Below are 23,440 nucleotides of genomic sequence, written 5' to 3'. Positions count from 1 at the left end.
GGTGGCAGACGGTGACCGCGCCGGCGGGCGACTGGCGGCTGATCCGAGAGGAGTCGCGGCCGGGACCGATGCAGATGGCGCTCGACGAGGTCGCGGCCGAGACGGCGGCCGCCGGCGGGCCGGCCACCGTGCGGACGTACCGGTGGGACCCGAGCTGTCTCACGCTCGGCTACCGGCAGGCCCCAGAAACCGTCGACTGGGCGTTCTGCGAACGCGAGGGGATCGACGTGACTCGGCGGCAGACCGGCGGCGGCGGGATCTACCACGACGCGCGCGGCGACGTGGCCTACTCGATCGCCGTCCCCGCCGCCGACGTGCCCGGCGAACTGCTCGACTGCTACCACCTGCTGTGTGAGCCCGTCCTCGACGCGTTCGACCGGCTCGGGATCGACGCGGACTACGTCGAGGAGTCGATGCCGGAGATCTACCACCCGGCCTGCTACCTGCGAGAACTGCACCCGGCGCACGACGTGGTGGCGGGCGACGCCGGCAACGAGGACTCCGGCGGCGACGATCGCCGGCGGAAGATCGCCGGAAACGCTCAGTATCGGAAGCGAGAGGCCGTGATCCAGCACGGTTCGCTGACGTTCTCGGTCGAGGCGGAGCGCCACTTGGGGACGTTCGCGGATCCGCCCGTGACACCGGCCGAGTTCGGCGACCGGGTCGTCGGGATGGACGAGCTGGCCGACATCGATCGGGAGGACGCAGTCGCGGCGGTTGAAGGAGCGCTCGTCGCGTGGGTGGCGGGGGAGGGCGGCGACCGTGCCGGTGTCGCCCTCGACCGCGAGGGCGTCGACCTCGATCGCGACGGCTCGTGGACCGACGCGGAGCTCCGGCGCGCGGAGGAACTCGTCGAGACGAAGTACCGCGACGAGGAGTGGGTCCGGACGCGGCCCGGGCGCGACTCGTCGTAGTCGCTCGGGGTCCGATCTTCAGAACCCGAACGTGTCTGGGTCCTCGATGTCGAGGCGCTCCCGGACCGCTTCGTAGATCTCGCTAACGGGAGGCACGTCGCGCGTCGGATCGAGCCAGTGGTGGCTGAGCCATCGGTACCGGACGACCCGATCCCGATCGAGGAGGAAACAGGACCGACGCGATCGCTTCGTGACTCCGAGCGCGCGGTAGACCACGTCGAAGGCCGCGGCGATCTCGAGGTCGGAGTCCGAGAACATCGGGAAGGTGAGGTTGAGCCGGTCGATGAACTTCCGGTGGAGCCCGACACCCGACTTGCTGACGCCGACGACCTGCACCGCGTCGCCGGAGGCGAACCAGTCGAAGTCGCGGAACGCGCACCACTGCTCGACGCAGTCCGGACTGAAGTCGGCGGTGTAGAAACACAGCAGCACGGGACCGTCTGCGAGCAGGTCGTCGAGAGCGACGGACTCGACGTCGCCGTCGGGAGTGACGAGGTCCCCGGAGACGTTCGGAGCGCGCTCCCCGACGGCGAGGCCGGGATCGTCGGTCATAGACGGTGAGATACCGCCGGACGTGAAAAGTCGGGCGGTTTTCGAAGGGGCTTTTTCCGGTGCTTACCTGGAGACGGTATGAGTCTCAAGGTCGGCGCACACGTCTCGATCTCTAGTTCGAGAGCGTCCAACGATCCCGAAACGCCGCCGTACGGAAACATCGCGAACGCGGTGTTCAGGCAGACGCAGTTCGGCGGCAACTGCGGACAGATATTCACGCACTCCCCGCAGGTGTGGCAGGATCCGGACATCGGCGACGAGGAGGCCGAACAGTTCCGGGAGGGAACCGAACGCGACATGGAGGGGCCGTGGGTGATCCACACCTCCTACCTCGTCAACCTCTGTACGCCCAAGGAGGGGCTCCGCGAGAAGTCGCTCGACTCGATGCAGAAGGAGGTCGACGCGGCCGATAAGCTCGGGATCCCGTACGTTAACGTTCATCTCGGCGCGCACACGGGGGCGGGCGTCGAGGGCGGGCTCGACAACGCCGCCTCGGTGATCGACGACCTCGACGTGCCTGACGGCGTCACGATCCTGATCGAGAGCGACGCGGGCGCGGGCACGAAGCTCGGCGGCGAGTTCGAGCACCTGGCGGGGGTCATCGACCGCACGGAGACGGAGATCGACGTCTGCGTCGACACCGCCCACGCGTTCGCGGCGGGGTACGACCTCTCGACGCCCGAGGCGGTCGACCAGACGGTCGCGGAGTTCGACGACGTGGTGGGGTTAGAGCACCTCGAATACGTCCACCTCAACGACTCGAAGCACGCCTGCGGGACCCACAAGGACGAGCACGCGCACATCGGCGAGGGGCTCATCGGCGAGGACGGGATGGAGCGGTTCCTCAACCACCCGGATCTGGCAGACGTACCGCTCGCGTTGGAGACGCCGACCGAGGACGGGAAGAGCTTCGCGTGGAACATCGATCGCGTCCGCGAGCTACGGGCGGAGTGAGTCCCGGGCGGAACGAACCTCGCTGATTGGGGCGTCACGGGGGCGAACCCGCAGGGATTCGTTGAATCGTTTAAAACTGTCCGACGCGCCTTTATGTATCCGGGGCCGCGATCCACGGACATGACCACCACGAAAGCGCTGCTTATCGGGCAGCGGCGTCGGTTAGCCCTCACGATGGTCGGGGGGTTCGCCGGGCTCGTGGCGCTGGCGCTGGTGATCGCGGTCGTCGCCGACCTCGCAGACATCCGGACCGTGGCGGCGGTGACGGACCGGCTCGTCCCGCTGTTGGTGTTTTACGCACCCGCGCCGATCGCGGCGGCCGGCGCGTACGCGCGCTGCGGCGGGCCGGCGTGCCTGACGGTGGGCGTCGTGCCCGCCCTCGTGTTCGCCGCGCTCGTGGTCGTCGGCACCGTGTTCGGCGTTCCCGGCGTGGGCGCCGGCGACGCGCCGCTGGGCGGGGTGACCTGGTCGTTCGCGCTCGTCGGGCTGAGCGGGGCGTTCGTCGGCTACTGCGCCGGGGTCACCGCCGCGCTCCTCGCGGATCTGGCGGGGATCGGTGGCGGTGACGACGGCGACGAAGAGTAGGAATCGAATCGCCGCCGCCCGTCTTCCTCACGTTTAATTCGCCCTGCGTCCAACGCGGGGACGTGCGACGCTTCTCCGCAGAGTACCTCGAACACACTCGCCGCGGGATGTGGGCCGACGGCCGGGACGCCCTCGCGGACCTCGATCTGCCGGGTCGACGCCGCGTCCTCGACGCCGGCTGCGGCACCGGCGAGCTGACTCGCGTCCTCGACGCGGAGACGCCACCCGACGCGACGGTGATCGGCGTCGACGCCGACCCGGAGCTCCTGCGCGTCGCCCGCGAGGAGACCGGCCTTCCGTACGTCGCCGGCGACGCGACGCGGCTCCCCCTCCCGGACGACGCGGTCGACCTCGCAGTCTGTCAGGCGCTCCTCATCAACCTCCCCGATCCGACCGCCGCAGTCCGGGAGTTCGCACGGGTCTCCTCGGAGTTGGTGGCCGCGATCGAGCCCGACAACGCCGACGTGACGGTCTCGTCGAGCGTCGCGAGCGAGGAGCGCTTGGAGCGGGAGGCGCGGGAGGCGTACCTGCGGGGGGTCGACACCGACGTGGCGCTCGGCGATCGTGTCCGGGAAGCGTTCTCAGCGGCGGGATTGGAGGAAGTCCGGACCCGGCGGTACGTCCACGAGAAGCGGATCGCGGCGCCGTACGCGGAGCCGGCGCTGACCGCCGCGGCGCGGAAGGCCTCGGGCGCGGGGCTGGCCGATCACCGCGAGGAGCTGATCGCGGCGACCTCGGAGCGGGAGTACGACGATCTGCGGCGGCGCTGGCGGGAAATGGGGCGGGAAGTGGTCGGCGAGATCGAGGCGGGCGAGTACGAGCGCGTCGAGCGCGTCCCGTTCGACGTGACCGTGGGACGCATGGCGTGATCGGTGGCGGGAGTACCTGTATCGGGTTGGCTGAGTGGTCGTTTATAAGTCGAGTTGGGGTGTCGCTGTTGGCCGGTAATACGTGATCGGTGACTGTGGATCGGCGACGAACACCTCCAAATCCTCAGCCGCTTGCTTATAGGTGGTTGCTCACGGCAGATCGACGGTGAACACCTCCAAAGCCCCAGTCGCCGAGGGCGGCGCACGCTCGCTGCGCGCTTCGGTCGCTCGTTTCACTCGCTCCCTGCAGTGCTTACGTCGCCTCCGCCGCCCTCGGCGACTGCCCCTTTGAGTCCCAGCCGCAACCGCCCTACAACCGCACCTCACGCCTCCCCAGCCTCGTCGCTGGCGCCGCCGGCGCCAGCGACTCCCTCGCGCGTGCTCCTCGCGGGCCGATGGCCCGCTCGGAGGCGCACGCCACCGCACCGTTTGTTTATAAGCGATCATCGAGAGCGATCTGATTTAGCCACACCCGATCCGAATCAGACCATATCGCCGCGCACCGACGCCCCCTCCTGCTCGGCCCGCTGTCGCTTGAGCACGTCCGCGGCCTCGTTGGCCACGTCCTCGTCGGCGCCGAGCATACCGAGCGCGGCCGGGAGCGTCGGCATCGCGAGCGAGGCCTCGCGCAGCCGGTCGAACGCCTCCTCGTCGCGGGTGCCGTCGACCCACAGGCAGACGCCGCGCGGGTCGAGCACCTCCTCGTAGGCGTCGCGGGCGAGGGCGCCCTTCAGGCGCTGCCGCACGTTATCCTCGAAGCTCGCGTTACACACTTCGAGGTGGATCGGCTCGTCGTCTGCGACGAGTTCGGCCGCGAGGCATTTCTCGGGCGCGGCGTACCCGTTGTCGCTCGCGCGCACGCGGTCGGGGTGCGCCTCCGCCCACTCGGCGCGCACGGAGGTGCCGACGCCCTTGACGCCGTACTCGGCCGCGAAGTCGGCGGCCGCCTCGGTGTCGCCGCCCATGATCACGTCCTTGGTGATGTAGACGTCGAGCCGCTCGACCGGGTCGAGCCCGAGCGCCACGTCGCCGAAGGCCCACACCTCACGGACGGGGACCGGCATGGTCTCGCGTTCGACGCGGTCGACGAGGGTCTCCAGCCGGGCGACGGCCTGCTCGCGGTCCATTGCGAGCCCGTAGGCGGGTCGCGGGCAAACCGGTTTCGCTCAGGGGCGGGCGTCGCGGAGGGAGGGAGGCGACCGGAGAGGGGTCAGCCGTCGAGGAACGCCCGGATCTCGTCGGGCGAGCGCGCGTTGAGTACGTCCGCCGTCTCGGCCCAGCCGCGCCGGGCGGTGTGGACCCCGTACCGGGCGTTGTCGAGTTCGCGGGGCGCGTGCGCGTCGGTGTCGACGGCGATCGTCGCGCCCGCGTCGATCGCGGCCCGCACGGTGTCGCCGTCGGCGTCGAGCCGGGCGGGGTTCGCGTTCACCTCGATCGCGGTGCCGGCGGCCGCGGCGGCCTCGACCACGGCCTCCACGTCGGGCGCGATTCCGGGGCGGCTGTTGATGATCCGACCGGTTGGGTGGCCGAGGATATCGACGTGCGGATGTTCGACCGCCCGGATCAGCCGGTCCGTGGCGGCGTCTGAGTCCTGTCCCAGCGCGGAGTGCGGCGAGGCGACGACGATATCGAGGTCGGCGAGCGTCTCGTCGTCGGTGGTGATCGCGCCCTCAGCGTCGATGTTGGCCTCGATGCCGTGGAACACTTCGATGTCGGCCGACGCCTCCTCAGCCGCCTCCGCGACCGCGTCGGCCTGTGCCGCGATCTCGGCCTCGTCGAGGCCGGTGTTACCGAAGATCCCCGGCCCGGCGGCGTGGTCGGTGACCGCGTGGGCGTCGTAGCCGCGCTCCGCGGCCGCCTCGATCATCTCGGCGATCGAGAACCCGCCGTCCGACCAGTCGGTGTGGGTGTGGATGTCGCCGCGGAGCTCCTCGGTCTCCACGAGGTCGGGAAGCGCGCCCGCCGCGGCCGCCGCGACCTCGCCGTTGTCCTCGCGGAGTTCGGGCGGCACGGGCTCCATGTCGAGCGCCTCGTAGACGCCGTCCTCGGTCGCGCCCGCGACGCGCTCGCCCACGCGCTGGCCCGCGTCCGGGTCGTCGACGTCGGAGATGTCGAACAGGCCGTACTCGTTGAGCTTCAGGCCGCGGTCGATCGCGCGGTTGCGCACCGCGACGTTGTGCGCGCGCGAGCCGGTGAAGTACTGAAGCGCGGCGCCGAACTCCTCGCCGTCGACGATCCGGAGGTCCACCCGGGTGCCGCTCGCGCGGACGCTCGCCTTCCCGGTTCCGGCCTCGATCGTCGCGTCAGCCTCGGGCCAGTCGGTGAACGCCTCGACGATCGGCTCGCGTACGTCGCTGGCGACGAGCAGATCGACGTCGCCGATCGTGTCCTTCCAGCGCCGGATCGAGCCGCACACCTCGACCGACGCGACCGCGTCGAGGTCGTCGAGATAGGCGAGCGCCGCGTCCGCGACCGGGCGAGCGTCGCCGAGGCGGGTTCGCTTCCGGGCCTCGCGCGCGAACGGGATGTTGTCGAGGATGTTCTGTTCGGTTGTGGGGCCGAAGCCGGAGACTTCCTGTATCTCGCCAGCCTCGGCCGCCTCTTCCAGTTCATCGAGCGTGGTAATCTCCAGCGCCTCGTAGAGGCTCCCGACCGTCTTCGGCCCGACGCCCTCGACCGCGGTCAGCGCCTCGATATCGGCGGGCAGCTCCGAGCGGAGCGCGTCCAGCTCCTCGATCGATCCCGTCTCGAAGTATTCGACGATCTTCGACGCGATCGCGTCGCCGACGCGGTCGATCTCGGCGACCGCGTCCTCACCCTCCCCCGCGAGGTTCTCGATGGGCGCGGTGTGCTCGCGGACGTTCTCCGCGGCGCGGCGGTAGGCGGTCGGCTTGTACTCGACGCCGGTCGCTTCGAGCCGGTCGGCGAACTCCTCTAAGAGAGCGGCGACCTCGTCGTTGCGGCTCATTACGTGGTGGTTCGGCCGGATAGTACTAATAAGTGAGAGCGATCGATGGTGCTGCGGTGAACACCGCCAAAGCCCCAGCCGCCTCGCCGGCTGCCCCTTTGAGTCCCATCCACCCACAACCGCACCGTACCGCACCTCACGCCTCCCCAGCCTCGCGGTTCGCGCTCTTCGAGCGCTCACCGCGTCCCTCGCGCGTGCGACTTCGCGGCCGATGGCCGCTCGTCGGCACGCGCCACCGCATTGCTCTTTATAAGTGATCGTCACTGTCGCTCACGGGCTTTTAAATAATCGTAGCGTGGCCGCCGGGATCGCTGTCTCAACTGCGACGGAGTTCTACAGAGCAAAAAACGAAAACGGGGGAACGCGAGCGTGCATGTTCGAGGTGCGGTACGCGGCCGGAGAGGCGTCTCGGGAGTGTGAGTAACCTACCGAGTGGTTACATCGCACCGCCCATGCCGCCCATCCCACCCATGCCGCCGGCGGGGGCGCCGCCCTCGTCGCCGTCGCCGCCGGTCGAGAGGTCGCCCGCGGAGATGATGTCGTCGATTTTCAGCACGAGGTTCGCGGCCTCGGCGGCGGAGGAGATCGCCTGCTCCTTCGCGTGGGCCGTCTCGACGACGCCGGCCTCGGTGGTGTTCTCGACCTCGCCGGAGAAGACGTTGAGTCCGGCCTCGGTGTCGCCGGCCTCGTGAGCCGCGCGGAGGTCGACGAGCAGGTCGATGGCGTCGAGCCCGGCGTTCTCGGCGAGCACACGGGGGATCAGTTCGAGCGAGTCGGCGAACGCCTCGACGGCGAGCTGCTCGCGCCCTTCGACGGAGTCGGCGTAGTCGCGCAGCCGGCGAGCGAGCTCGACCTCGATGGCGCCGCCGCCGGGGAGCGTGCGCCCGTCGGAGACGGTCGTCGAGACCACGTCGATCGCGTCCTGAATGCCGCGTTCGAGCTCGTCGACGACGTGCTCGGTGGTGCCGTACAGCAGGAGCGTGACGCCGTGGGCGTCCTCGCCCTCGACGTAGAACAGTTCCTCCTCGGCGTCGCGGGTGACCGAGCCGACCGCGAGGTCGTCGGCCGTGAGCGAGTCGAGGTCGCTGACAATGGGCGCGCCGAGCACGTTCTTGAGGAAGCTCAGGTCGGACTTCTTCGTCCGGCGGACCGCGAGGATGCCCTCCTTCGCGAGGTAGTGCTGGGCGAGGTCGTCGATCCCCTTCTGACAGAAGACCACGTCGGCGCCCGATTCGACGATCTTGTCGACCTTGTCGCGGAGCTGCTCTTCCTCCTGATCGAGGAAGCGCTGGAGCTGGTCGGGGGACTCGACGTTGACGGCGGTGTCAACGTCGGCCTCCTCGACCTCGATCGGGTCGTTGAGCAGGAGCACGTCGGCCGCGTCGAAGTCGCTCGGCATGTCCTCGTGGACCGGGTCCTTGTCGACGACGGCGCCCGAGAGCAGGCGGGACTCGCCGGCCGCGCGCCCGGTGCGCGTCTCGATGTTGAGGTTCGCCAGATCGACGACGTGTGAGCCGTCGTCGGCCTCGACGGTGACGCCCTGGATCGCGCGGACGACGAGGTCAGCGAGCGTGTCCTTGTCGAGCTCCGCGCCCTTGCCGGTCATCGACGTCTCGGCGACGCTCTTCAGAGTCTCGGTGTCGTCGGGGTCGACCGCGGTGGCGACCTCGTCGACCTGCTCGCGGGCGTACTCGCTCGCGAGGTTGAAGCCCTTGATGACGGCCGTCGGGTGGATGTCCTGTTCGAGGAGATCCTCGGCGTTCTTGAGGAGCTCGCCCGCGATCGCGACCGCGCTCGTCGTGCCGTCGCCGGCCTCGTCCTCCTGCGTCTCGGCGACCTCGACGATCATCTCGGCGGTCGGGTTGTCGATGTCCATCGTCTGCAGGATGGTGACGCCGTCGTTCGTGATGGTCACGTCGCCCGTCGAGTCGACGAGCATCTTGTCCATCCCTTTCGGCCCGAGCGTCGAGCGTACGGACTCGGCGACGCCGCGCGCCGCGGAGATGTTGTACTCCTGTGCGTCTTTGTCCTTGACGCGCTGGGCGTCGTCGCCCATGATGATCATCGGCTGACCCTGCTGCATTCGCTGGCTCATACACTGCTTGATTGTTTGTGATTCTATATAAATGTGTTGTTGAACGGCGTTCGATCGCGATCGTCGATCCCCACGGGTTCGTCGCGAAAATCGCAGGACTCCACGTCGATCGAGCGATTCTTGTGTGTATAGTTAGCACGGGACTCTGTCGCGATCGAAGCCCCTCATCTGCTGTGTTTATATGTAATTTTGCGTCGATCGTCTATTCCGACGGTGTCCCCGCACGGGGTGTGAGATCGCGAGGCTGTTGCCGCCGAGAGCCACCGTTGAAGTGTCGCTATCGAGGGCTGCCGTGGGCGTCGCTTCGGGGCTGCCGTACGAGCTACGGAACGAGAACGGAGAAGCGGGGTCGGCCGCGAACGGTCACCGATCGAGCTCGTCGGTCTCGGTGAGGTACTCCGAGTCGACTTCGTCGATCGTCGGTTCCGGCGGTTCGTCGGCGGCGTCGAGCTCGCGTCGGTTGAGGTGGCTCTCCAACTGCCGGCGCTTGTTCCTCCCTTTCCGCTCGCGACCTGATTTCGTGTCTGGCATCGTCACCTGTGTCAACATTACCCATACATATGAGTCTTGTGTCGGTGTGTGGGAACGTCCGTGACTACAGAAAGCGTCGCTACGCGAGGCTACGCGTTCGAAATCGTCGACAAAAACGCCAGGAGAGGGATTTGAACCTCAGTCGTTCCGCCCGCTCCACTCGCTTCACTCTCTAGTTCAAATTCTCGTCTGTGTTCGTCGACGCCGGGTTCGCTCGTCGCTCCGCTCCTCACTCGCGGCGGCGTCGACAAAAACGCCAGGAGAGGGATTTGAACCCCCGATCCCAGAAGGGAACACGCTTTCCAGGCGTGCGCCTTACCACTCGGCCATCCTGGCTCGGTCTGAGATAATCCGGTGGGACTGTTAAGTCCTTCTTTTCGCGTGGAGTCGGTGCTCGACTGCGTACGCGATCCCGCCGGACGCGACGGCGATCGCGCCCGCGAGCGCGAACAGTCCGACGTACCCGAAGGGGAGGTCGCCGTCGAGGAGCAGGTACCCCTGCGCGAGCACGAGAAACGCGAACCCGCCGACGAGCCCCCACAGGGCCGCGGACCGCGCCCTCGTCCGGGCGGTCATCGGGGCGCCCGGCGGGTTCGCGGTCTCCTCGCTCCCGTCTTCTCCGCTTCCGACCCTCCCGACGGAGTCGTCGGCCATCTACTCGACGACGGCGACGGCCTCGATCTCAACGCCGGCGCCCTTCGGGAGCGCGCCGGCCTGCACGGCCGACCGGGCGGGCGGCGACTCTTCGAAGTAGCCCGCGTACGTCTCGTTCATCTCGTCGAAGTCGTCGATGTCGGCGAGGAAGACCGTCGTTTTGAGCACGTCTCCCGGCTCAGCGCCCGCCTCGTCGAGCACGGCCACGAGGTTGTCGAGGACCTGCTCGGTCTGTTCGGCGATCGAGGCGTCGTCGAGGAGGTCCCCGTCCGGCGTCAGCGCGATCTGCCCGGCCGTGAACACGAGGTCGCCGTTCGTCGTCGCCTGACTGTACGCGCCGACCGCCGCGGGGGCCGCGTCGGTGTGGACTGTCTCCTTCATACGCGTCGGCTTTCGACGGGCGTCCATAAAGTGACCGGGGAACGGGCCTTCCCCGTGTCGTCGTCCTTCCGTGACGCCGCTCCCCCGAGGCTCCTCCGCGGCTCCGCGCGCCCGGAATCACCGTTGCGCCTATATCCCTCGCGTGCTAACATACGACATATGACGGGAGCAGAAATCGCCCCGCTCGTCGCGATCCTCGGCGCGGTGGCCCTGATCAACCTCGCGTTCGCGTGGCTGTTCACGCGCGGGGACCGCGATCCGGCCGACTTCCTCGGGTCGGCGCGGGAGGTTCCCGAGGAGGCGAAGGCCGACTCAGAGCCCTCCGGCGACGGGGTGGCGGGATTCACGGCGAACGCGGGGGAATCGGGGGAATCGGGACCAACGGGCGATCCGCCGCCGCTCGACGCCGACGGGGAGACCGTCGTCTGCCGGCACTGCGGCGCGGAGAACCGGACCGGCTACCAGTTCTGTCGGTGGTGCGTCCGCTCCGGGTTCGTCGACGACGGGGCCGGTGGGACTGCGGGGGCGGCGATGCCGAACCGGTCGCTGTGAGTCCGCCGCTATCGCGGCGGGTCGTCGTTCCGTCGCGGTTCCACCGCGACGCGCTCAGTCCGCGTCGACGCGGCACCCGCCCGTGTAGTCGATCCCCTCGATCGTCTCGATACCGTCGTCGCCACAGACCGGGCAGTCGGGATTGCGCCGGTACGGAACGGACTCGAACGTCATGTCCATCGCGTCGTAGAAGAGCACGCGCCCCTCGAGCGTCTCGCCCGCGTCGAGCAGGAGCTTGATCGCCTCGGTCGCCTGAATGCACCCGACCGTGCCGGGGAGGACGCCGAGCACGCCCGTCGCCGCGCAGTCGGGCACCGTCCCCGGCTCGGGCGCCTCCGGGAACAGGCACCGGTAGCAGGGGCCGTCGGGAACGAGCGTCGTCGCCTGCCCCTCGAACTTGTAGATGGCGCCGTGGACCACGGGAAGCCCCTCGATCCGGGCCGCGTCGTTGACGACGTATCGGGTGCGGAAGTTGTCCGCGCAGTCGACGACGAGGTCGTAGCCGGCGAGCAGGTCGCGGACGTTTCCCTCGTCGAGCCGGGTCTCGTGGGTCTCCACGTCGATGTCGGGGTTGAGCCGGTCGACGTACCGGGCCGCCGACTCGACTTTCGGCTCGCCCACGTCGGCGTCGCCGTGGATCACCTGTCGCTGGAGGTTCGAGCGCTCGACGACGTCGTCGTCGACGATTCCGAGGGTGCCGACGCCGGCGGCCGCGAGGTACTGGATGACGGGTGCGCCGAGCCCGCCAGCCCCGACCACGAGCGCGCGTGCGTCGAGGAGGCGCTTTTGCCCCTCCGGGCCGACCTCGTCCATGATCACGTGTCTGGAGTACCGGTCGAGCTGGTCGGCGTCGAGCGAGAGACTCATGGGTGAACGTGAGGTGTGAGTCGGTATAATCGTGTTCCCGACTGTACGGCGTTTCGGAGTGTTACGGGTTCGGCGCCTTGGTCGGTCGTTTATAAGTGGTTGACCTCGATCCAGCGACGAACACCTGCAAAGGCGCAGTCGATCGCTTATAAGCGGCTGTTCGTGGATCGGCGGTGAATACCTCCAAAGCCCCAGCCGCTCGCTTATAAGTAGGAGACACCGGATCGACGGCGAACTCCTCCAAAGCCCCAGCCGCGAGAACGGCGCACGCTCGTTGCGCTCCTCGTCACTCGCTTCGCTCGTTCCTGCGGTGCTTACGTCGCCTGCGCCGTTCTCACGGCTGCCCCTTTGAGTCCCACCCGCCCCGCACTGCAACCGCACCTCACGCCTCCCCAGCCTCGTCAGTCGCCCTCCGCGTTGCTCCGGGCGACTGACTCCCTGGCGCGACGCTCCTTCGCGGCCGCCGAGGGCGGCCGCTCGGAGGCGCGCGCCACTGCACACCGTTTGTTTATAAGCGATCGTTGCCGCTGCTCCCGATCCTACCTCACGGCTGCCCTCCCGCCCGCCGTCGATTCAATAGGCTTCAAGTACCCCTCAGGCAAACTTTGCGACATGCAGACGCTGCTTTTGAACGACGACGACGTCGACGAGAACGCCCGCATGGACCGCGTCATCGACGCGGTTCGGGGCGCGTTCACGGCCTACGAGCGCGGGAACGCCAAGATGCCCGCGAAGTCGTACATCGACCTCCCGGAGTACAACGGCGACTTCCGCTCGATGCCCGCCTACCTCGACGTGCGCACGGAGGACACCGACGAGGACGCGGGCTGGGACGCCGCCGGGATCAAGTGGGTGAACGTTCACACCGACAACCCCGCCGACCACGACCTCCCGACCGTGATGGGGACGATGATCTACTCCGACCCCGAGACGGCGTTCCCGCTGGCGGTCCTCGACGGCACGACGCTCACGATGAAGCGCACGGGCGCGGCGGCCGCGGTCGCCACCCACGAGCTGGCGGTCCCGGACGCGACCTCGCTCGGGATCGTCGGCGCCGGCGTCCAGTCGTACACCCAGCTGGAGGCGATCGCTGAGGTGCGCGACATCGAGGAGGTTGTCGTGAGCGACCTCGACGAGGAGCGCGTCGCGGACTTCATCGACGCCTTCGACGACCGGTTCGACGTGCGGGCGGGCTCGGTCTCCGAGGCCGGTCACTGCGACGTGCTCTCGACGGTGACCCCGGTCGAGGACCCCATCGTCGGCCCCGACGACGTGGGCGAGCACACGCACGTCAACGCGATGGGCGCGGACGCGGCCGGCAAACACGAGCTCGCCGACGACCTCCTGTTGAACGCGACGATCGTGATCGACGACCACGAGCAGTGCACCCACTCGGGCGAGATCAACGTCCCCTACGCCGCGGGGATCCTGACCGACGCCGACATCTACGGCGAGATCGGCGAGATCGTCGTCGGCAACCGTCCGGGGCGGACTGGGGCCGGATTCGGGAGCGGCGGCGGTGCGGGTGACGGCGAGGACGCCGGCGTCGACGGCGTCACCGTCTTCGACTCCACCGGCCTCGCGATCCAGGACGTGGCGGCCGCCCGCGTCGTCTACGAGCAGGCCGACGACAACGACAACGGCTACCCGTTCGACCTCCTCGGGCTCGCCGAGTAGGTCGCTTCCGTTTTTGTTGCGCCCCGCCGACCGCTTTTTGTCGCCTGCCCTCGTATGACGCCCGTGCAACTCGCCAGCGTCGCGGCGCTCGCGGAGAACCGCGCGATCGGCAGGGACGGGGAAGTTCCGTGGCCCCACATCGAGGCCGACGTCCGACAGTACCGGGAGCGCGTCGCGGGCTCGCTCGTGATCTTGGGCCGCCGCACCTTCGACTCGATGCGCGACGACCTTCCCGGCGCCCGCCAGATCGTCGTGAGCCGGAGCGTCGACTCGGTCGACGTTCCGACCGCGGTCGTCGCCGACGGGGTCGATTCGGCGATTGAACGGGCCGAAGAGATCGCGGGCGGTCACGGTGGCGGCGCCCGCACCGACGGGACCGACGGCGACGCCCCCGTCTACGTCCTCGGCGGCGGGGCGATCTACGAGCTGTTCCAGCCACACCTCGGTCGGATGGTGCTCAGCCACGTCGCGGGGAGCTACGACGGGGACACGTTCTACCCGGAGTGGGACGAAGCGGAGTGGACCGTCGCCGACGAGAGCAAGTTCGACCGGTTCACGCTCCGAGAGTGGGTCCGGCGCGAAGGCTCCGTCTGACCTTCGCCGCCTACCGGTCGTCGGTCCCCTGGGCGTACGACTGAAGCTGTAGCTCCGCGCTCTCTGTGAGCCTGTCGAGGGCCTCCGCGACCTCGTACTCCCGAGCATCGACGGAGGCCTCGGCGACCAGCGTTCGGACGGTGTCGAACGGTCCCATTCGGGCGCCGGTCGTGGCCACCGACTCCTCGGCGTCCAGCAACTGGTCCATCGCCGTGCGGTAGCCGGGGTTCTCGTCGAACCAGCCGTCTCGGGTGAGTCGGTCGACGGCTCCCTCGTGGACCGGGAAGTATCCCGTCTCTCGGTGCCACCGCGCCTGCTGTTCCGGCGCGGCGAGCCAGCCGAGGAACGCGGCGGCCGCCCGCTGCTGCTCGGCGGTCGCCCGATCGGCGACCCACAGTGAGCCGCCGCCCACGACGACCCCGTGGCGCTCGTCGGCCACCGGAAAGTACCCCGTTCCGACCGGGAACGACGCGTTTTCGTGAACGTCTGCCATCGCCGAGGTCGACCCGATCAGTATCCCGGCGCGCCCCGCGTGGAACGCCTCCCGCGCCTGTCCGCGGGCCTCGATCCCGGGGTCGTGGTAGAGGTCGTCGGCCGCCATGTCGGCGATCCACTCGTACACCCGTTCGCCCGCCTCGGCGTCGAAGTACGCCTCGGTCGGCGTCCCCGCCCGCCCGTTCTCGGCGTCGACGAGCGGCTGGCCGGCCTCGGCGAACCACTGCTCGACGAACCACGAGTAGTTCGCGAACGTGATCCCGGTCTCGACGCCGCCGCGCTCGACCAGGCGCTCGGCGCAGTGCCGCACCTCGGCGAACGTCGCCGGCGGGTCGTCCGGGTTCAGTCCGGCGCGCTCGAACGCCGCCCGGTCGTAGTAGAGCACGGGCATCGAGGCGTTGAAGGGCAGCGAGTGGAGCCGACCGTCGGTCCGGTAGTAGTTCGCGACGGGGTCGAGGAGGTCGTCGGGAGAGAGTTGCGTCTCCGCGAGCAGGTCCTCCACCGGGGCGAACGCTCCGCTATCGAGCGCGCGTTTGGTCCCGATCTCGTAGAGGTGCGCTATCGCCGGCGGATCGCCTCGCTCGGCCGCCGCGAGGGTGGCGTCGAACACGCCCCGGTAGCTCCCCTTCGAGGAGAGCCGAATCGAGACGCCCTCGGTCGCCGCCTCGAACTCGTCGACGAACTCGTCGAGCAGTCGAGCCTTGCGCCCCCCGAGCGCGTGCCAGAACTCGACGACGGTGTCGTCGTCGTCCGCGGCCCCCCCGACGAGGTCGTAGGCGTCGAGCCGGTCGTCGAGCGCCCCGGTTCGGTCGTTCAGCGTCGACGCGCCGGCGGCCACCTCCGTCAGCGACGTCTTCTGTGTGTGGGCGATCGTCGTCACCTCGGCGGCGTCCTCGGCGGTGTCGTCCGCGAGTCCGCCGACCGATTCGACCATGTCGACGGCCTCCTCGATCGCGGCCGCCTGGTCGTCGCTCGCGGCGCTGATCTCCTCGACGCCGCTCGTGGTCTCCTCGATGTCGTCGGTGAGGTCCGTGAACGCTTCGAGCGCGCTCTCGGCGGTGTCGATTCCCTCGCCGACGCGCTCGCGCATCTCCGTGATCTCGGCGACGGTCGCGTCGGTCTCGTCGCGCACCGAGCCGATCGATGCCTCGATCTCGGCGGTCGCGTCGCGGGACTCCTCGGCGAGGCTCTTGACCTCCTCGGCGACGACTTCGAACCCGGCGCCGGCCTCGCCGGCGCGGGCGGCCTCGATGGAGGCGTTCAGTGCGAGGATGTTCGTCTCGTCGGCGATGTCGCGAATGAGGTCGGTGACGTCTTCGATCGCCGCGACCTCCGTTTCAAGCTCTTCGACCCGGTCGAGCGCCGTCTCGGTCCGCTCGTCGACCACCTGTAGCTCCTCGATCGCCGCCGCCGCGGCGTCGTTCCCCTCGTCGGCGCGCTCGGCGACGTTCGCGGCCGTGGTCGCCACTTCCTCTGCCGACGCCGCGACCTCCTCCGTCGCCGCCGAGACGCTCTGCAGCTCTCGGGTCGCCTCCGCGATGTCGTCGCGCTGGCGGGTTGCCGCCGTCTCGATCCCGTCGACCGCCTCGTACACGTCGTCGCTCTGGGCCTTCGCTCGCGCCACGTTCGACCGCACGTGTTCGGAGGCGCCCGCGACCTCGTCGCCGAATCCCTCCGCCGCGGACAGGCTCTCGGCGACCCCCTCGACGAACGCGTTGAGGTCGCTCGCGAGCGCGGCCGCCTCCCCGCTCGCCTCCGCCTCCGGGAAGCGGGCACCGAGGTCGCCGTCGGCGAGCCGCGCCGCGACCTCGCGGAACGCCCCGATCGGGGCGTCGTCGCCTGCGGTCTGCGTCGCCCCCTCGTCCGCAGCCCGCGTCGCCCTCTCGTCCGACCCGTGGCCGTTCGACCGCGCTTCCGCTTCCCGGTCCGCTCCCGCCTCATTCGTTCGGTCTCCCGTGCCGTTACGATCCATTTGCCGCCCGTTTCGAGCGAGGGCATATAACGGCTCGACGCGAATTATCTCGTTTAATAAAACTAGTCGAGCGCGGCCGGGGACATCGATCCGCGTTCGCTCGCCGCGGTCGCGGCCGCCGTCACCGAGGCGTCGACCCGCGCCGGCTACTCCTCCCCGCGGCTCTCTTCGCTGCCGCCGACGCGCGTCGCGAACCCGAACCGCGGCTTGGCGTCGTCGACCTCGACGGTCACCGTGTCGCCCACGTCGGCGTCGGAGACGAAGATCGAGTACCCCTCGACGTACGCGATCCCGTCGCCCTCGTCGCCGCGTTCCTCGACCGTCACCTCGATCCGGTCGCCTGCTTCGACGGGGGCCGTGTTCAGCCCCTTGGCGACGAGGTACACCTCCGAGGAGGAGTCGCGCGAGGCCGGCGGCGAGACGGTCCGGAGGTACTGGAACTCCTCGCGAACGTCCTCGCGGAAGGCGTCGAGGTCCTCGCCTTGGAAGGCCTTCACCACGAAGTCGCCGCCGGGCGCGAGCAGCTCCTCGGCCACGTCGAACGCCTGCCGCGCGAGGTGGATCGACCGAGCGTGATCGAGGGCGTACTCGCCGGTCATGTTCGGCGCCATGTCCGAGATCACCGCGTCCGCGCCGCGCCCGCCGACCGCCTCCCGCAGGTAGTGGCGGGTGCGCTCCTCGGTCATGTCCCCGCGGATCGTCTCCACGTCGTGCTCCTCGAGGTCGTCGATGCGCTGGAGGTCGACGCCGACGACGGTCCCCGACTCTCCCACTTCCTCGGCGGCGACCTGCAGCCAGCCGCCCGGCGCGGCGCCGAGGTCGACGACGGTGTCGCCGCGCTCGAACAGGTTCGCCTCCTCGTCGATCTGTTTCAGCTTGTAGGAGGCGCGGCTCCGGTACCCCTGTTGTTTCGACTTGTTGTAGTACTCGTCTTTGCCGCTCATCTGTCTCTCCTCGCGTCTCGTGATGCGCCGTCCGCGGAAACCGCGGGCGAAACTGCGTTCATGGGAGCCGCTACGCCGCCGACGCGGAAAGGCACATCGGATGTGCGCCCCGCTCTCGCCCGCGGCCGACTCGGAAAGATTTACAAGTGTAGTTTTATTCGTACAAATCAGATTGCCAATGACGGCGAACACGGTTCACGATCGACTGCGACTCGCACGGGCGACGCTCACTCCGACGCAGGTCCTGTCCGTCCTCCTCGCGGTGGCGGCGCTCGGCTTCGTGCTCGTGCTGTTTCAGGACCCGACGGCGCACGAGGCGATGCACAACTTCCGGCACGCGGCCGGCGTCGTCTGCCACTGAGATGATCGCCGCCTACGTGGCGAACGGCGTCAAGTCCGGGCTCGTCGCCGGGCTCGTCTTCGGGCTGCTCGTGGCGCTCGTGGCAAACCCGCTCGTGGCGTTCGCCGAGGGAGGCGCGCAGGTGGAACACGCCGGCGAGGCGGGCGACCACCAACACGCGGGCGACCACCAACACGCCGGTCACTCCCACGCGGAGGGCGCGCTTCCGGCCTCCCTGACCGACGGCGTGAGCGTGCTCTCCGGCGTCCTCTGGGGCGTGTTCCTCGGCGTCGTCGCGTTCGGACTCGCCTTCTACGTCCTCGAACCGATCGTCCCGGGATCCGGAGCCGTCCGGAGCTACGCGTTCGGCGCCGCGGGCTTTCTGACGGCCTCGGTCGCGCCGTGGCTCGCGTTCCCGCCCGCGCCGCCCGGCGTCGAGCGGGCGCTGGATCCGAACGCGGCGGCGCTGCTCTACGTCGGGCTCGTGGCGGCGGGCGCGCTCGCGTCCGTGAGCGGGATGTACGCGTACGACCGGATCCGCGAGAGGTACGGCCGACCGGTCGCCGCGGCGGCTGGCGCCCTCCCGTGGGCCCTGCTCGTCGCGGTCGCGGTCGCCCTCGTCGGCGTTCCGAGCGTCGCGGTGCCGGCCGGGCTCCCGGCGGATCTGGCGCACGGACTGGCCGGGCTCGTCGTCTTCGGACAGGCGCTCACGTGGCTGGTCATGGCCGGCGCCCACGCGCGGTTCCACGCGCGCAGCGGTCCGAACCGGAACGCGGGACCGACCGACTCCCGTCTCGCGGAGGAGACGCCCGCGGGGAGCCCGTGAACGAGCGGAGCGAGGCGATCTGGGACGCCGGCTTCACCGACCACGTGCTGGTCTGCACGAACGCCCGCGACTCGGAGCACGCCGCCTGCGCGGAGGGGGACGCCTCCGAGACCCTCGACGCGGTGCGGGCGTGGCTCCGCGAGCGCGACGTGTTCTGGTCGCACGTTCACGTCGCCGAGACCGGCTGTCTCGGGCTCTGTGGCGCCGACGGCGCCGCGATTGCGGTCCACCCGCGCGGCCGGTGGTTCGCCGACGTGGCGCCCGCGGACGTGCCGGGTCTCATGGCGGACGTGTTCGGCCCCGAGGCGACGGATCTCGGCCGCGGACCGGACGCGGCCGCGTCGGAGGCGGACTGAGCGACGCCGGGGTTCGAACGCGGCGTTCGGTGCCCCCGCGCAACTCCGCGACCCGCGCATACGGGCGAGTCCGTCGATCGAACACAACAAAACTTTGCTTAGAACAATCCCAATTGTTATTACGCGGGCTTCCTCTCGTGAAACCGATGCCTCGAACACCGTCGATACGGCTCCCCCACGACGCGAAGGCGGGACCGACGAAGCCCGAAATACGGGCCGTGACCGTCTCTAAGTTGGGTCTCACCCCCGAAGACCACTTCGTAGAGGTCGGCTCGTGTACCGGCGCGGTGACGATCGAAGCGGCGCGGCGGGCGGGCCGCGTCACCGCGCTCGAACGCAAGGCCGATCGGCTGGCGGTGACGCGGAAGAACCTCGCGGCGAACGACGTCGACGACGCGACCGTGGAACTCGTCGAGGCCGAGGCCCCCGAGGGGCTCCCGGACGACGCTGACGCGCTGTTTCTCGGCGGGTCGCGCAACTTCGAGGCGGTGCTCGACCACGCGGTCGAGACGGATACCGACCGCGTCGTGATGAACGTCTCGCGGCTGGAGGTCGCCGGGCGGGCCGTCGAGGCGTTCCGAGACCGAGGCATCCTCGACGAGGTCGTCCAGTTCCAGGCGAGCCACGGGTACGAGCTCGCCGGTGCCACGAGCTTCGACTCCGAGAACCCGGTGTACGTGATCACCGGGGGAGCCGGAGAGAACGCGGAGGAGACGGACGCGGCCGACGCGGCGACCGCGGGAGGTGACGCGTGACCCTGTACGGCGTCGGCCTCGGTCCCGGAGCGACCGACCTGATCACGCTCCGCGGGAAGCGGGTCCTGGAGTCGGCCGACACCGTCTACACGCCGGGGCGGCTCTCGCGCTCGGTCGCGGTCGAGCACGTCCCCGAGTCCCGGCTGGGTGACCTCGACTTCCCGATGACGCGCGACCCGGACGAGCTCCGCCGCGCGTGGCGGGAGGCCGCCGACGCGGTCGCGCCCGTCGCCCGCGACGGCGACGCGGCGTTCGTCACCCTCGGCGACCCGAACGTCTACTCGACGTTCGGGCACCTCCGGCGGACGCTCGACGCGTTCCACCCGGACGTGACCGTCGAGACGGTGCCGGGCGTCTCGGCGACGACGGCGTTCGCGACCGCCCTCGGCGTCGAGGTTGAGGCCGGCGCGGGACTCGCGCTCCGGGAGGCCGACGCCGGGAAGTCGCCGACCGGGCCGGACCGGATGGTCCTGTTCAAGGTGACCGACGCGCCGGCGACCCACGAGGGGCTCGTCGAGGCCGGCTACGAGGTGACGTACGGCCGCCGCCTGTTCATGGAGCAGGGCGAGACCGTCGTCACCGACGACCCCGAGGCGATCGCCGAGCGCGACTACTACACGCTGGCGTACGCTCGGCGCCCCGACGCCGGCGCGGAGCCGGCGACCGCGGCGTTCGCGGAGGCGGGGGAGGCGGCGGAGACGGCTGCCGACGACCGGGGCGCCGACGGGTCCGAGGTGGGCGGCGCGTGAGCGACGCGCTCCCGGAGCCCGCGACCGAGGTGCTCGACGACCGCGAGGGAGTCCCGTTCGTCGGCGCCGGGCCCGGAGATCCCGGACTGCTCACGGTGCGGGCGCGGGCGCTTCTGGCCGACGCCGACCTCGTCGTCCACGCGGGGTCGCTGGTGAACAGCGAACTCCTCGACGCCTTCTGCGATCACGCCGAGCAGGTGAACTCCGTCGGAAAGGACCTCGAGGAACTGGTCCCGCTGATGCGGGACGCCCACGAGGCGGGCCGGACCGTCGTTCGGCTCCACTCGGGCGACCCCTCGATCTACGGCGCGGCGCTGGAGCAGATGGACGCGCTGGAGTCCGAGGGGGTCCCGACGTACTTCGTCCCGGGCGTCACCTCGGCGTTCGCCGCGAGCGCGACGCTGGACACCCAGCTCACGCTCAACGAGGTGGCGAACCACGTCGCGTTCACCCGGCCGCAGGGGAAGACTCTGAGTCCGGAGGAGGACCACATCTCCGAGTTCGTGCGGATGGGCGACGTGACGACCTGCATCTACCTCGGCACCCACGCGGTCCGCGAGACGATGGACCGCCTGCTCGACGACGGCGTCGACCCCGACACCCCCGTCGCGGTGGTGTATCACGCCTCGTGGCCCGACGAGGACGTGATACGCGGGACGGTCGCCGACATCGCCGACGCGGTCGAGGAGGCCGGCTACCGCGCCTCCGCGCTCGTCGTCATCGGCGAGGCGGTCACCGGCGGCGGCTACGAGCGCTCCTACCTCTACGGCGACTGGGCTAGCAGTGGGGGCGGAGGAGAGCAGGAGCCAGACGCGGACGACACCGACGCGATCACGGAGGGATCCACGAAATGAGCACGGACGACGACGCAACGGAAGCATCGAGCGACGCGAACCAACGGGACGACGCCGCGGACGCCAGCGGCGACGCGGGCTCGGACGGAGACGCCGACTCCGGCGGCGGACACTGTTCCACCGCCGACTCCGACGGCGAGGTGGCCGAGACGCTCGGGATCGTCACGTTCGAGCGCAAGCGCGAGACCGCCGAGGAGATCAAGGCGGGGCTCGCCGACCGGTACGACCGGATCGACCTTCTGGAGTACCACGGCGACGTGTTCGCGGAGCACTGGGGTGAGTACGACGTGTTCTGCGGGCTGATGGCCAGCGGCATCGCGATGCGCAAGACCGCGCCGCTGCTCGACGACAAGTGGGACGACCCGGCGGTGGTCGTCGTCGACGAGGAGCTGACGTGGGCCATCCCGCTCACGGGCGGCCACCACGGCGCGAACCAGGTGGCCGAGGACCTCGCCTCGCTGGGCGCGGTGCCGGCGATGACGACCGCCAGCGAGGCGGCGGGCAAGCAGGGCGTCGAGGAGCGCGCGAAGGCGCTCGACGCCCACGTCGTCAACGGCGACTCGACGGTCGCGACGAACCTCGCCGTCCTCGACGACGAGCTCGGCCCCGTCGCGCGCCTCGACGGCCCGCGGGCGGTCCTCGTCGGCGACGACGTAACGGTACTAAAACGGAACAGCGAGCCCGACGAGGGCGTCGTGCTCGGAACCGGCAGCGTCTCGGGCGCCGACGCCGAGCAGTTCGAGGCCGCGTGGGAGCGCGCGCTTGACGAGGCCGACGCCGACTGGGAGGACGTGGAGTTCGTCGCCACCGGCACCCGCAAGGAGGAGGAGCCGGGCCTGCTGGCGGCGGCCGAGGAGCGGGGCCTCGGGGTCGTGAGCTTCGAGAAGGAGACGCTGGAGGAGCACGAGGGGCCGACCCCGTCGCGCTCGAAGGAGCTGATCGGCTGGCCCGGCGTCTCCGAGGCGTCGGCGATCGCCGGCGGCCGCGACCACGAACTCGTCGTCGAGAAGCTCGGGTACGAGGACAGCGTCACCGTGGCGGTGGGGCGATGAGCGGCGAGGCGGGCGACGGGACGACCTCCGGCCGGGCGCCGCTCCCCGACTCCCGCGCGGCCGCCGGCGGCGACCCCGACGGCGAGGCGCCCGAGGGGTACGGCACGCTGTACGTCGTCGGCATCGGTCCAGGGCTCCCGGACGAGTTGACGGAGCGCGCCCGCCGCGTCGTCAAGGAGGCCGACTGCGTGATCGCCTCGAACCTGTATCAGGCGTTCCTCCGCGAGAACGGGACGCTCCCGCCCGAGGCGGATCAGGAGGCGGCCGACCAGGAGCTGGTCCGGTCGTCGATGGGTAAGCAGGTCGAACTGGCCCGCGAGGCGTTCGAGCGCGTCCGAGACGGCCAGGACGTGGCCCACGTCTCGGGCGGCGACCCGAACGTGTACGGCAAATCGGACCTACTGTTCACGATGGCCGAGGCGGAGGAAGCGACGGACGTACCGATCGAGATCGTTCCCGGCGTCACGGCGGGGCTGAGCCTCGCGGCGACGCTCGGCGCGCCGCTGTCGAACGACTTCTGTACGATATCGCTGTCGGACAAGTGGCGCGGCTGGGAGGAGATCGAGGAGAAGCTTCACGCCGCGGCGGCCGCCGACTTCGTGATCGTCCTGTACAACTGCTGGCGCGACTACGAGCGCGCGATCGACGCGATCCGCGAGGCGCGCCACGACGACGTGCCAGTCGCCATCGTCAACGACGCCGGCCGGGGCGACGCCGGCCGCAACGTCGACGGCGAGACGTACACCCTGACGACGCTCGGCGAGGCAACCGAGCACGACGAGGAGGTCGGCGGCATGGGCACGTCGATCCTCGTCGGCACCCACGAGACCGAGGTCTGGCGCAACGACTACCGACCGTACCTCGTCACCCCGCGCGGCGGGCGTGACGTGGAGGACTTCTGAGA

The 23,440-nt window shown here is 69.9% G+C and carries 25 protein-coding genes and 1 tRNA gene; 15 read left to right on the top strand and 11 right to left on the bottom strand.

What is annotated here, in order from left to right:
- Positions 1-11 precede the first annotated feature (11 nt).
- Positions 12-914, top strand: coding sequence for a lipoate--protein ligase family protein (locus tag ACP96_RS08140; RefSeq protein ID WP_050032952.1), 903 nt, complete (start codon positions 12-14; stop codon positions 912-914).
- Positions 915-932: 18 nt separating this feature from the next.
- Here ACP96_RS08140 and ACP96_RS08135 read toward each other — a convergent pair whose 3' ends face one another.
- Entirely contained in the window at positions 933-1,466 is a 534-nt protein-coding gene (locus ACP96_RS08135) for a redoxin domain-containing protein (RefSeq protein ID WP_050032951.1), read from the bottom strand.
- A gap of 78 nt (positions 1,467-1,544) precedes the next feature.
- On the opposite strand from ACP96_RS08135, the gene ACP96_RS08130 reads away from it, so the two are divergent.
- The 3 genes from ACP96_RS08130 (at position 1,545) to ACP96_RS08120 (ending at position 3,874) form a co-directional block, all read left to right on the top strand.
- Positions 1,545-2,420: a deoxyribonuclease IV gene (locus tag ACP96_RS08130; RefSeq protein ID WP_050025038.1), complete on the top strand. Its 876-nt coding sequence runs from the start codon at positions 1,545-1,547 to the stop codon at positions 2,418-2,420.
- A gap of 120 nt (positions 2,421-2,540) precedes the next feature.
- Positions 2,541-3,005 carry a hypothetical protein gene (locus ACP96_RS08125; protein WP_050032950.1) on the top strand — a complete coding sequence of 155 codons (465 nt, stop codon included), beginning with the start codon at positions 2,541-2,543 and terminating at the stop codon, positions 3,003-3,005.
- Positions 3,006-3,067: 62 nt separating this feature from the next.
- Positions 3,068-3,874, top strand: coding sequence for a class I SAM-dependent methyltransferase (locus ACP96_RS08120; protein WP_050032949.1), 807 nt, complete (start codon positions 3,068-3,070; stop codon positions 3,872-3,874).
- A gap of 482 nt (positions 3,875-4,356) precedes the next feature.
- Here ACP96_RS08120 and ACP96_RS08115 read toward each other — a convergent pair whose 3' ends face one another.
- From ACP96_RS08115 to ACP96_RS08085, 7 genes are all read right to left on the bottom strand, one after another.
- The gene (locus ACP96_RS08115) at positions 4,357-5,001 is read right to left on the bottom strand and encodes a DUF7095 family protein (RefSeq protein ID WP_050032948.1); all 645 of its coding nucleotides are present in this window, start codon (positions 4,999-5,001) and stop codon (positions 4,357-4,359) included.
- Positions 5,002-5,084: 83 nt separating this feature from the next.
- A complete protein-coding gene (gene polX / locus ACP96_RS08110; protein ID WP_050032947.1) occupies positions 5,085-6,842 on the bottom strand; it encodes a DNA polymerase/3'-5' exonuclease PolX in 1,758 nt (585 codons plus the stop codon).
- A gap of 436 nt (positions 6,843-7,278) precedes the next feature.
- A complete protein-coding gene (gene thsB, locus ACP96_RS08105) occupies positions 7,279-8,925 on the bottom strand; it encodes a thermosome subunit beta (RefSeq protein ID WP_050033087.1) in 1,647 nt (548 codons plus the stop codon).
- A 375-nt stretch (positions 8,926-9,300) separates the two neighbouring features.
- The gene (locus ACP96_RS19175; RefSeq protein ID WP_164932734.1) at positions 9,301-9,468 is read right to left on the bottom strand and encodes a hypothetical protein; all 168 of its coding nucleotides are present in this window, start codon (positions 9,466-9,468) and stop codon (positions 9,301-9,303) included.
- A gap of 254 nt (positions 9,469-9,722) precedes the next feature.
- Positions 9,723-9,804, bottom strand: a tRNA-Ser gene (locus ACP96_RS08095).
- Positions 9,805-9,831: 27 nt separating this feature from the next.
- The gene (locus ACP96_RS08090; RefSeq protein WP_050025025.1) at positions 9,832-10,122 is read right to left on the bottom strand and encodes a hypothetical protein; all 291 of its coding nucleotides are present in this window, start codon (positions 10,120-10,122) and stop codon (positions 9,832-9,834) included.
- Entirely contained in the window at positions 10,123-10,503 is a 381-nt protein-coding gene (locus ACP96_RS08085) for a Rid family detoxifying hydrolase (protein ID WP_050032946.1), read from the bottom strand.
- Positions 10,504-10,662: 159 nt separating this feature from the next.
- Here ACP96_RS08085 and ACP96_RS08080 point away from each other — a divergent pair, with 159 nt between their 5' ends.
- Complete coding sequence (locus ACP96_RS08080; RefSeq protein ID WP_050025023.1) at positions 10,663-11,055, top strand: zinc ribbon domain-containing protein; 393 nt, start codon at positions 10,663-10,665, stop codon at positions 11,053-11,055.
- 54 nt (positions 11,056-11,109) lie between these two features.
- Here ACP96_RS08080 and ubaA read toward each other — a convergent pair whose 3' ends face one another.
- Positions 11,110-11,922, bottom strand: coding sequence for an SAMP-activating enzyme E1 (gene ubaA, locus ACP96_RS08075; RefSeq protein WP_050032945.1), 813 nt, complete (start codon positions 11,920-11,922; stop codon positions 11,110-11,112).
- A gap of 612 nt (positions 11,923-12,534) precedes the next feature.
- Between ubaA and ACP96_RS08070 the strand changes: the two genes are divergently transcribed.
- Entirely contained in the window at positions 12,535-13,599 is a 1,065-nt protein-coding gene (locus tag ACP96_RS08070; protein ID WP_050032944.1) for an ornithine cyclodeaminase family protein, read from the top strand.
- Between the two features lie 63 nt (positions 13,600-13,662).
- Positions 13,663-14,193 carry a dihydrofolate reductase gene (locus tag ACP96_RS08065; protein ID WP_050033086.1) on the top strand — a complete coding sequence of 177 codons (531 nt, stop codon included), beginning with the start codon at positions 13,663-13,665 and terminating at the stop codon, positions 14,191-14,193.
- 10 nt (positions 14,194-14,203) lie between these two features.
- On the opposite strand, the gene ACP96_RS08060 is transcribed toward ACP96_RS08065, so the two are convergent.
- Positions 14,204-16,660: an extracellular solute-binding protein gene (locus tag ACP96_RS08060; protein ID WP_050032943.1), complete on the bottom strand. Its 2,457-nt coding sequence runs from the start codon at positions 16,658-16,660 to the stop codon at positions 14,204-14,206.
- A 146-nt stretch (positions 16,661-16,806) separates the two neighbouring features.
- A complete protein-coding gene (locus tag ACP96_RS08055; protein WP_050032942.1) occupies positions 16,807-17,604 on the bottom strand; it encodes a 23S rRNA (uridine(2552)-2'-O)-methyltransferase in 798 nt (265 codons plus the stop codon).
- Between the two features lie 178 nt (positions 17,605-17,782).
- Here ACP96_RS08055 and ACP96_RS08050 point away from each other — a divergent pair, with 178 nt between their 5' ends.
- The 8 genes from ACP96_RS08050 to ACP96_RS08015 all read left to right on the top strand — a co-directional run bounded on the left by ACP96_RS08050 (position 17,783) and on the right by ACP96_RS08015 (position 23,438).
- Positions 17,783-17,965, top strand: a complete 183-nt coding sequence (locus tag ACP96_RS08050; RefSeq protein WP_050032941.1) for a CbtB domain-containing protein — start codon at positions 17,783-17,785, stop codon at positions 17,963-17,965.
- 1 nt (position 17,966) lies between these two features.
- Complete coding sequence (locus ACP96_RS08045) at positions 17,967-18,770, top strand: CbtA family protein (RefSeq protein ID WP_050032940.1); 804 nt, start codon at positions 17,967-17,969, stop codon at positions 18,768-18,770.
- Positions 18,767-19,126: a (2Fe-2S) ferredoxin domain-containing protein gene (locus ACP96_RS08040; protein ID WP_050032939.1), complete on the top strand. Its 360-nt coding sequence runs from the start codon at positions 18,767-18,769 to the stop codon at positions 19,124-19,126. The genes ACP96_RS08045 and ACP96_RS08040 overlap by 4 nt, the downstream gene beginning before the upstream one ends.
- A 146-nt stretch (positions 19,127-19,272) precedes the next feature.
- Positions 19,273-19,881 (top strand): precorrin-6Y C5,15-methyltransferase (decarboxylating) subunit CbiT, encoded by a 609-nt coding sequence (cbiT, locus tag ACP96_RS08035; RefSeq protein WP_050032938.1) that lies wholly within the window; start codon positions 19,273-19,275, stop codon positions 19,879-19,881.
- Positions 19,878-20,630 (top strand): cobalt-factor II C(20)-methyltransferase, encoded by a 753-nt coding sequence (locus ACP96_RS08030; RefSeq protein ID WP_050032937.1) that lies wholly within the window; start codon positions 19,878-19,880, stop codon positions 20,628-20,630. Before cbiT ends, ACP96_RS08030 begins: the two co-directional genes overlap by 4 nt.
- Positions 20,627-21,484 carry a precorrin-4 C(11)-methyltransferase gene (cobM, locus tag ACP96_RS08025; RefSeq protein WP_050032936.1) on the top strand — a complete coding sequence of 286 codons (858 nt, stop codon included), beginning with the start codon at positions 20,627-20,629 and terminating at the stop codon, positions 21,482-21,484. Before ACP96_RS08030 ends, cobM begins: the two co-directional genes overlap by 4 nt.
- Positions 21,481-22,536 carry a cobalt-precorrin 5A hydrolase gene (gene cbiG, locus ACP96_RS08020; RefSeq protein WP_082222487.1) on the top strand — a complete coding sequence of 352 codons (1,056 nt, stop codon included), beginning with the start codon at positions 21,481-21,483 and terminating at the stop codon, positions 22,534-22,536. Before cobM ends, cbiG begins: the two co-directional genes overlap by 4 nt.
- Positions 22,533-23,438, top strand: a complete 906-nt coding sequence (locus tag ACP96_RS08015; RefSeq protein WP_050032935.1) for a precorrin-3B C(17)-methyltransferase — start codon at positions 22,533-22,535, stop codon at positions 23,436-23,438. The genes cbiG and ACP96_RS08015 overlap by 4 nt, the downstream gene beginning before the upstream one ends.
- Positions 23,439-23,440 lie beyond the last annotated feature (2 nt).

Origin of the sequence: Halorubrum halophilum, assembly GCF_000739595.1 — an archaeon.
GTDB lineage: Archaea > Halobacteriota > Halobacteria > Halobacteriales > Haloferacaceae > Halorubrum > Halorubrum halophilum.
This window is presented reverse-complemented; position numbering and strand designations above follow the sequence as displayed.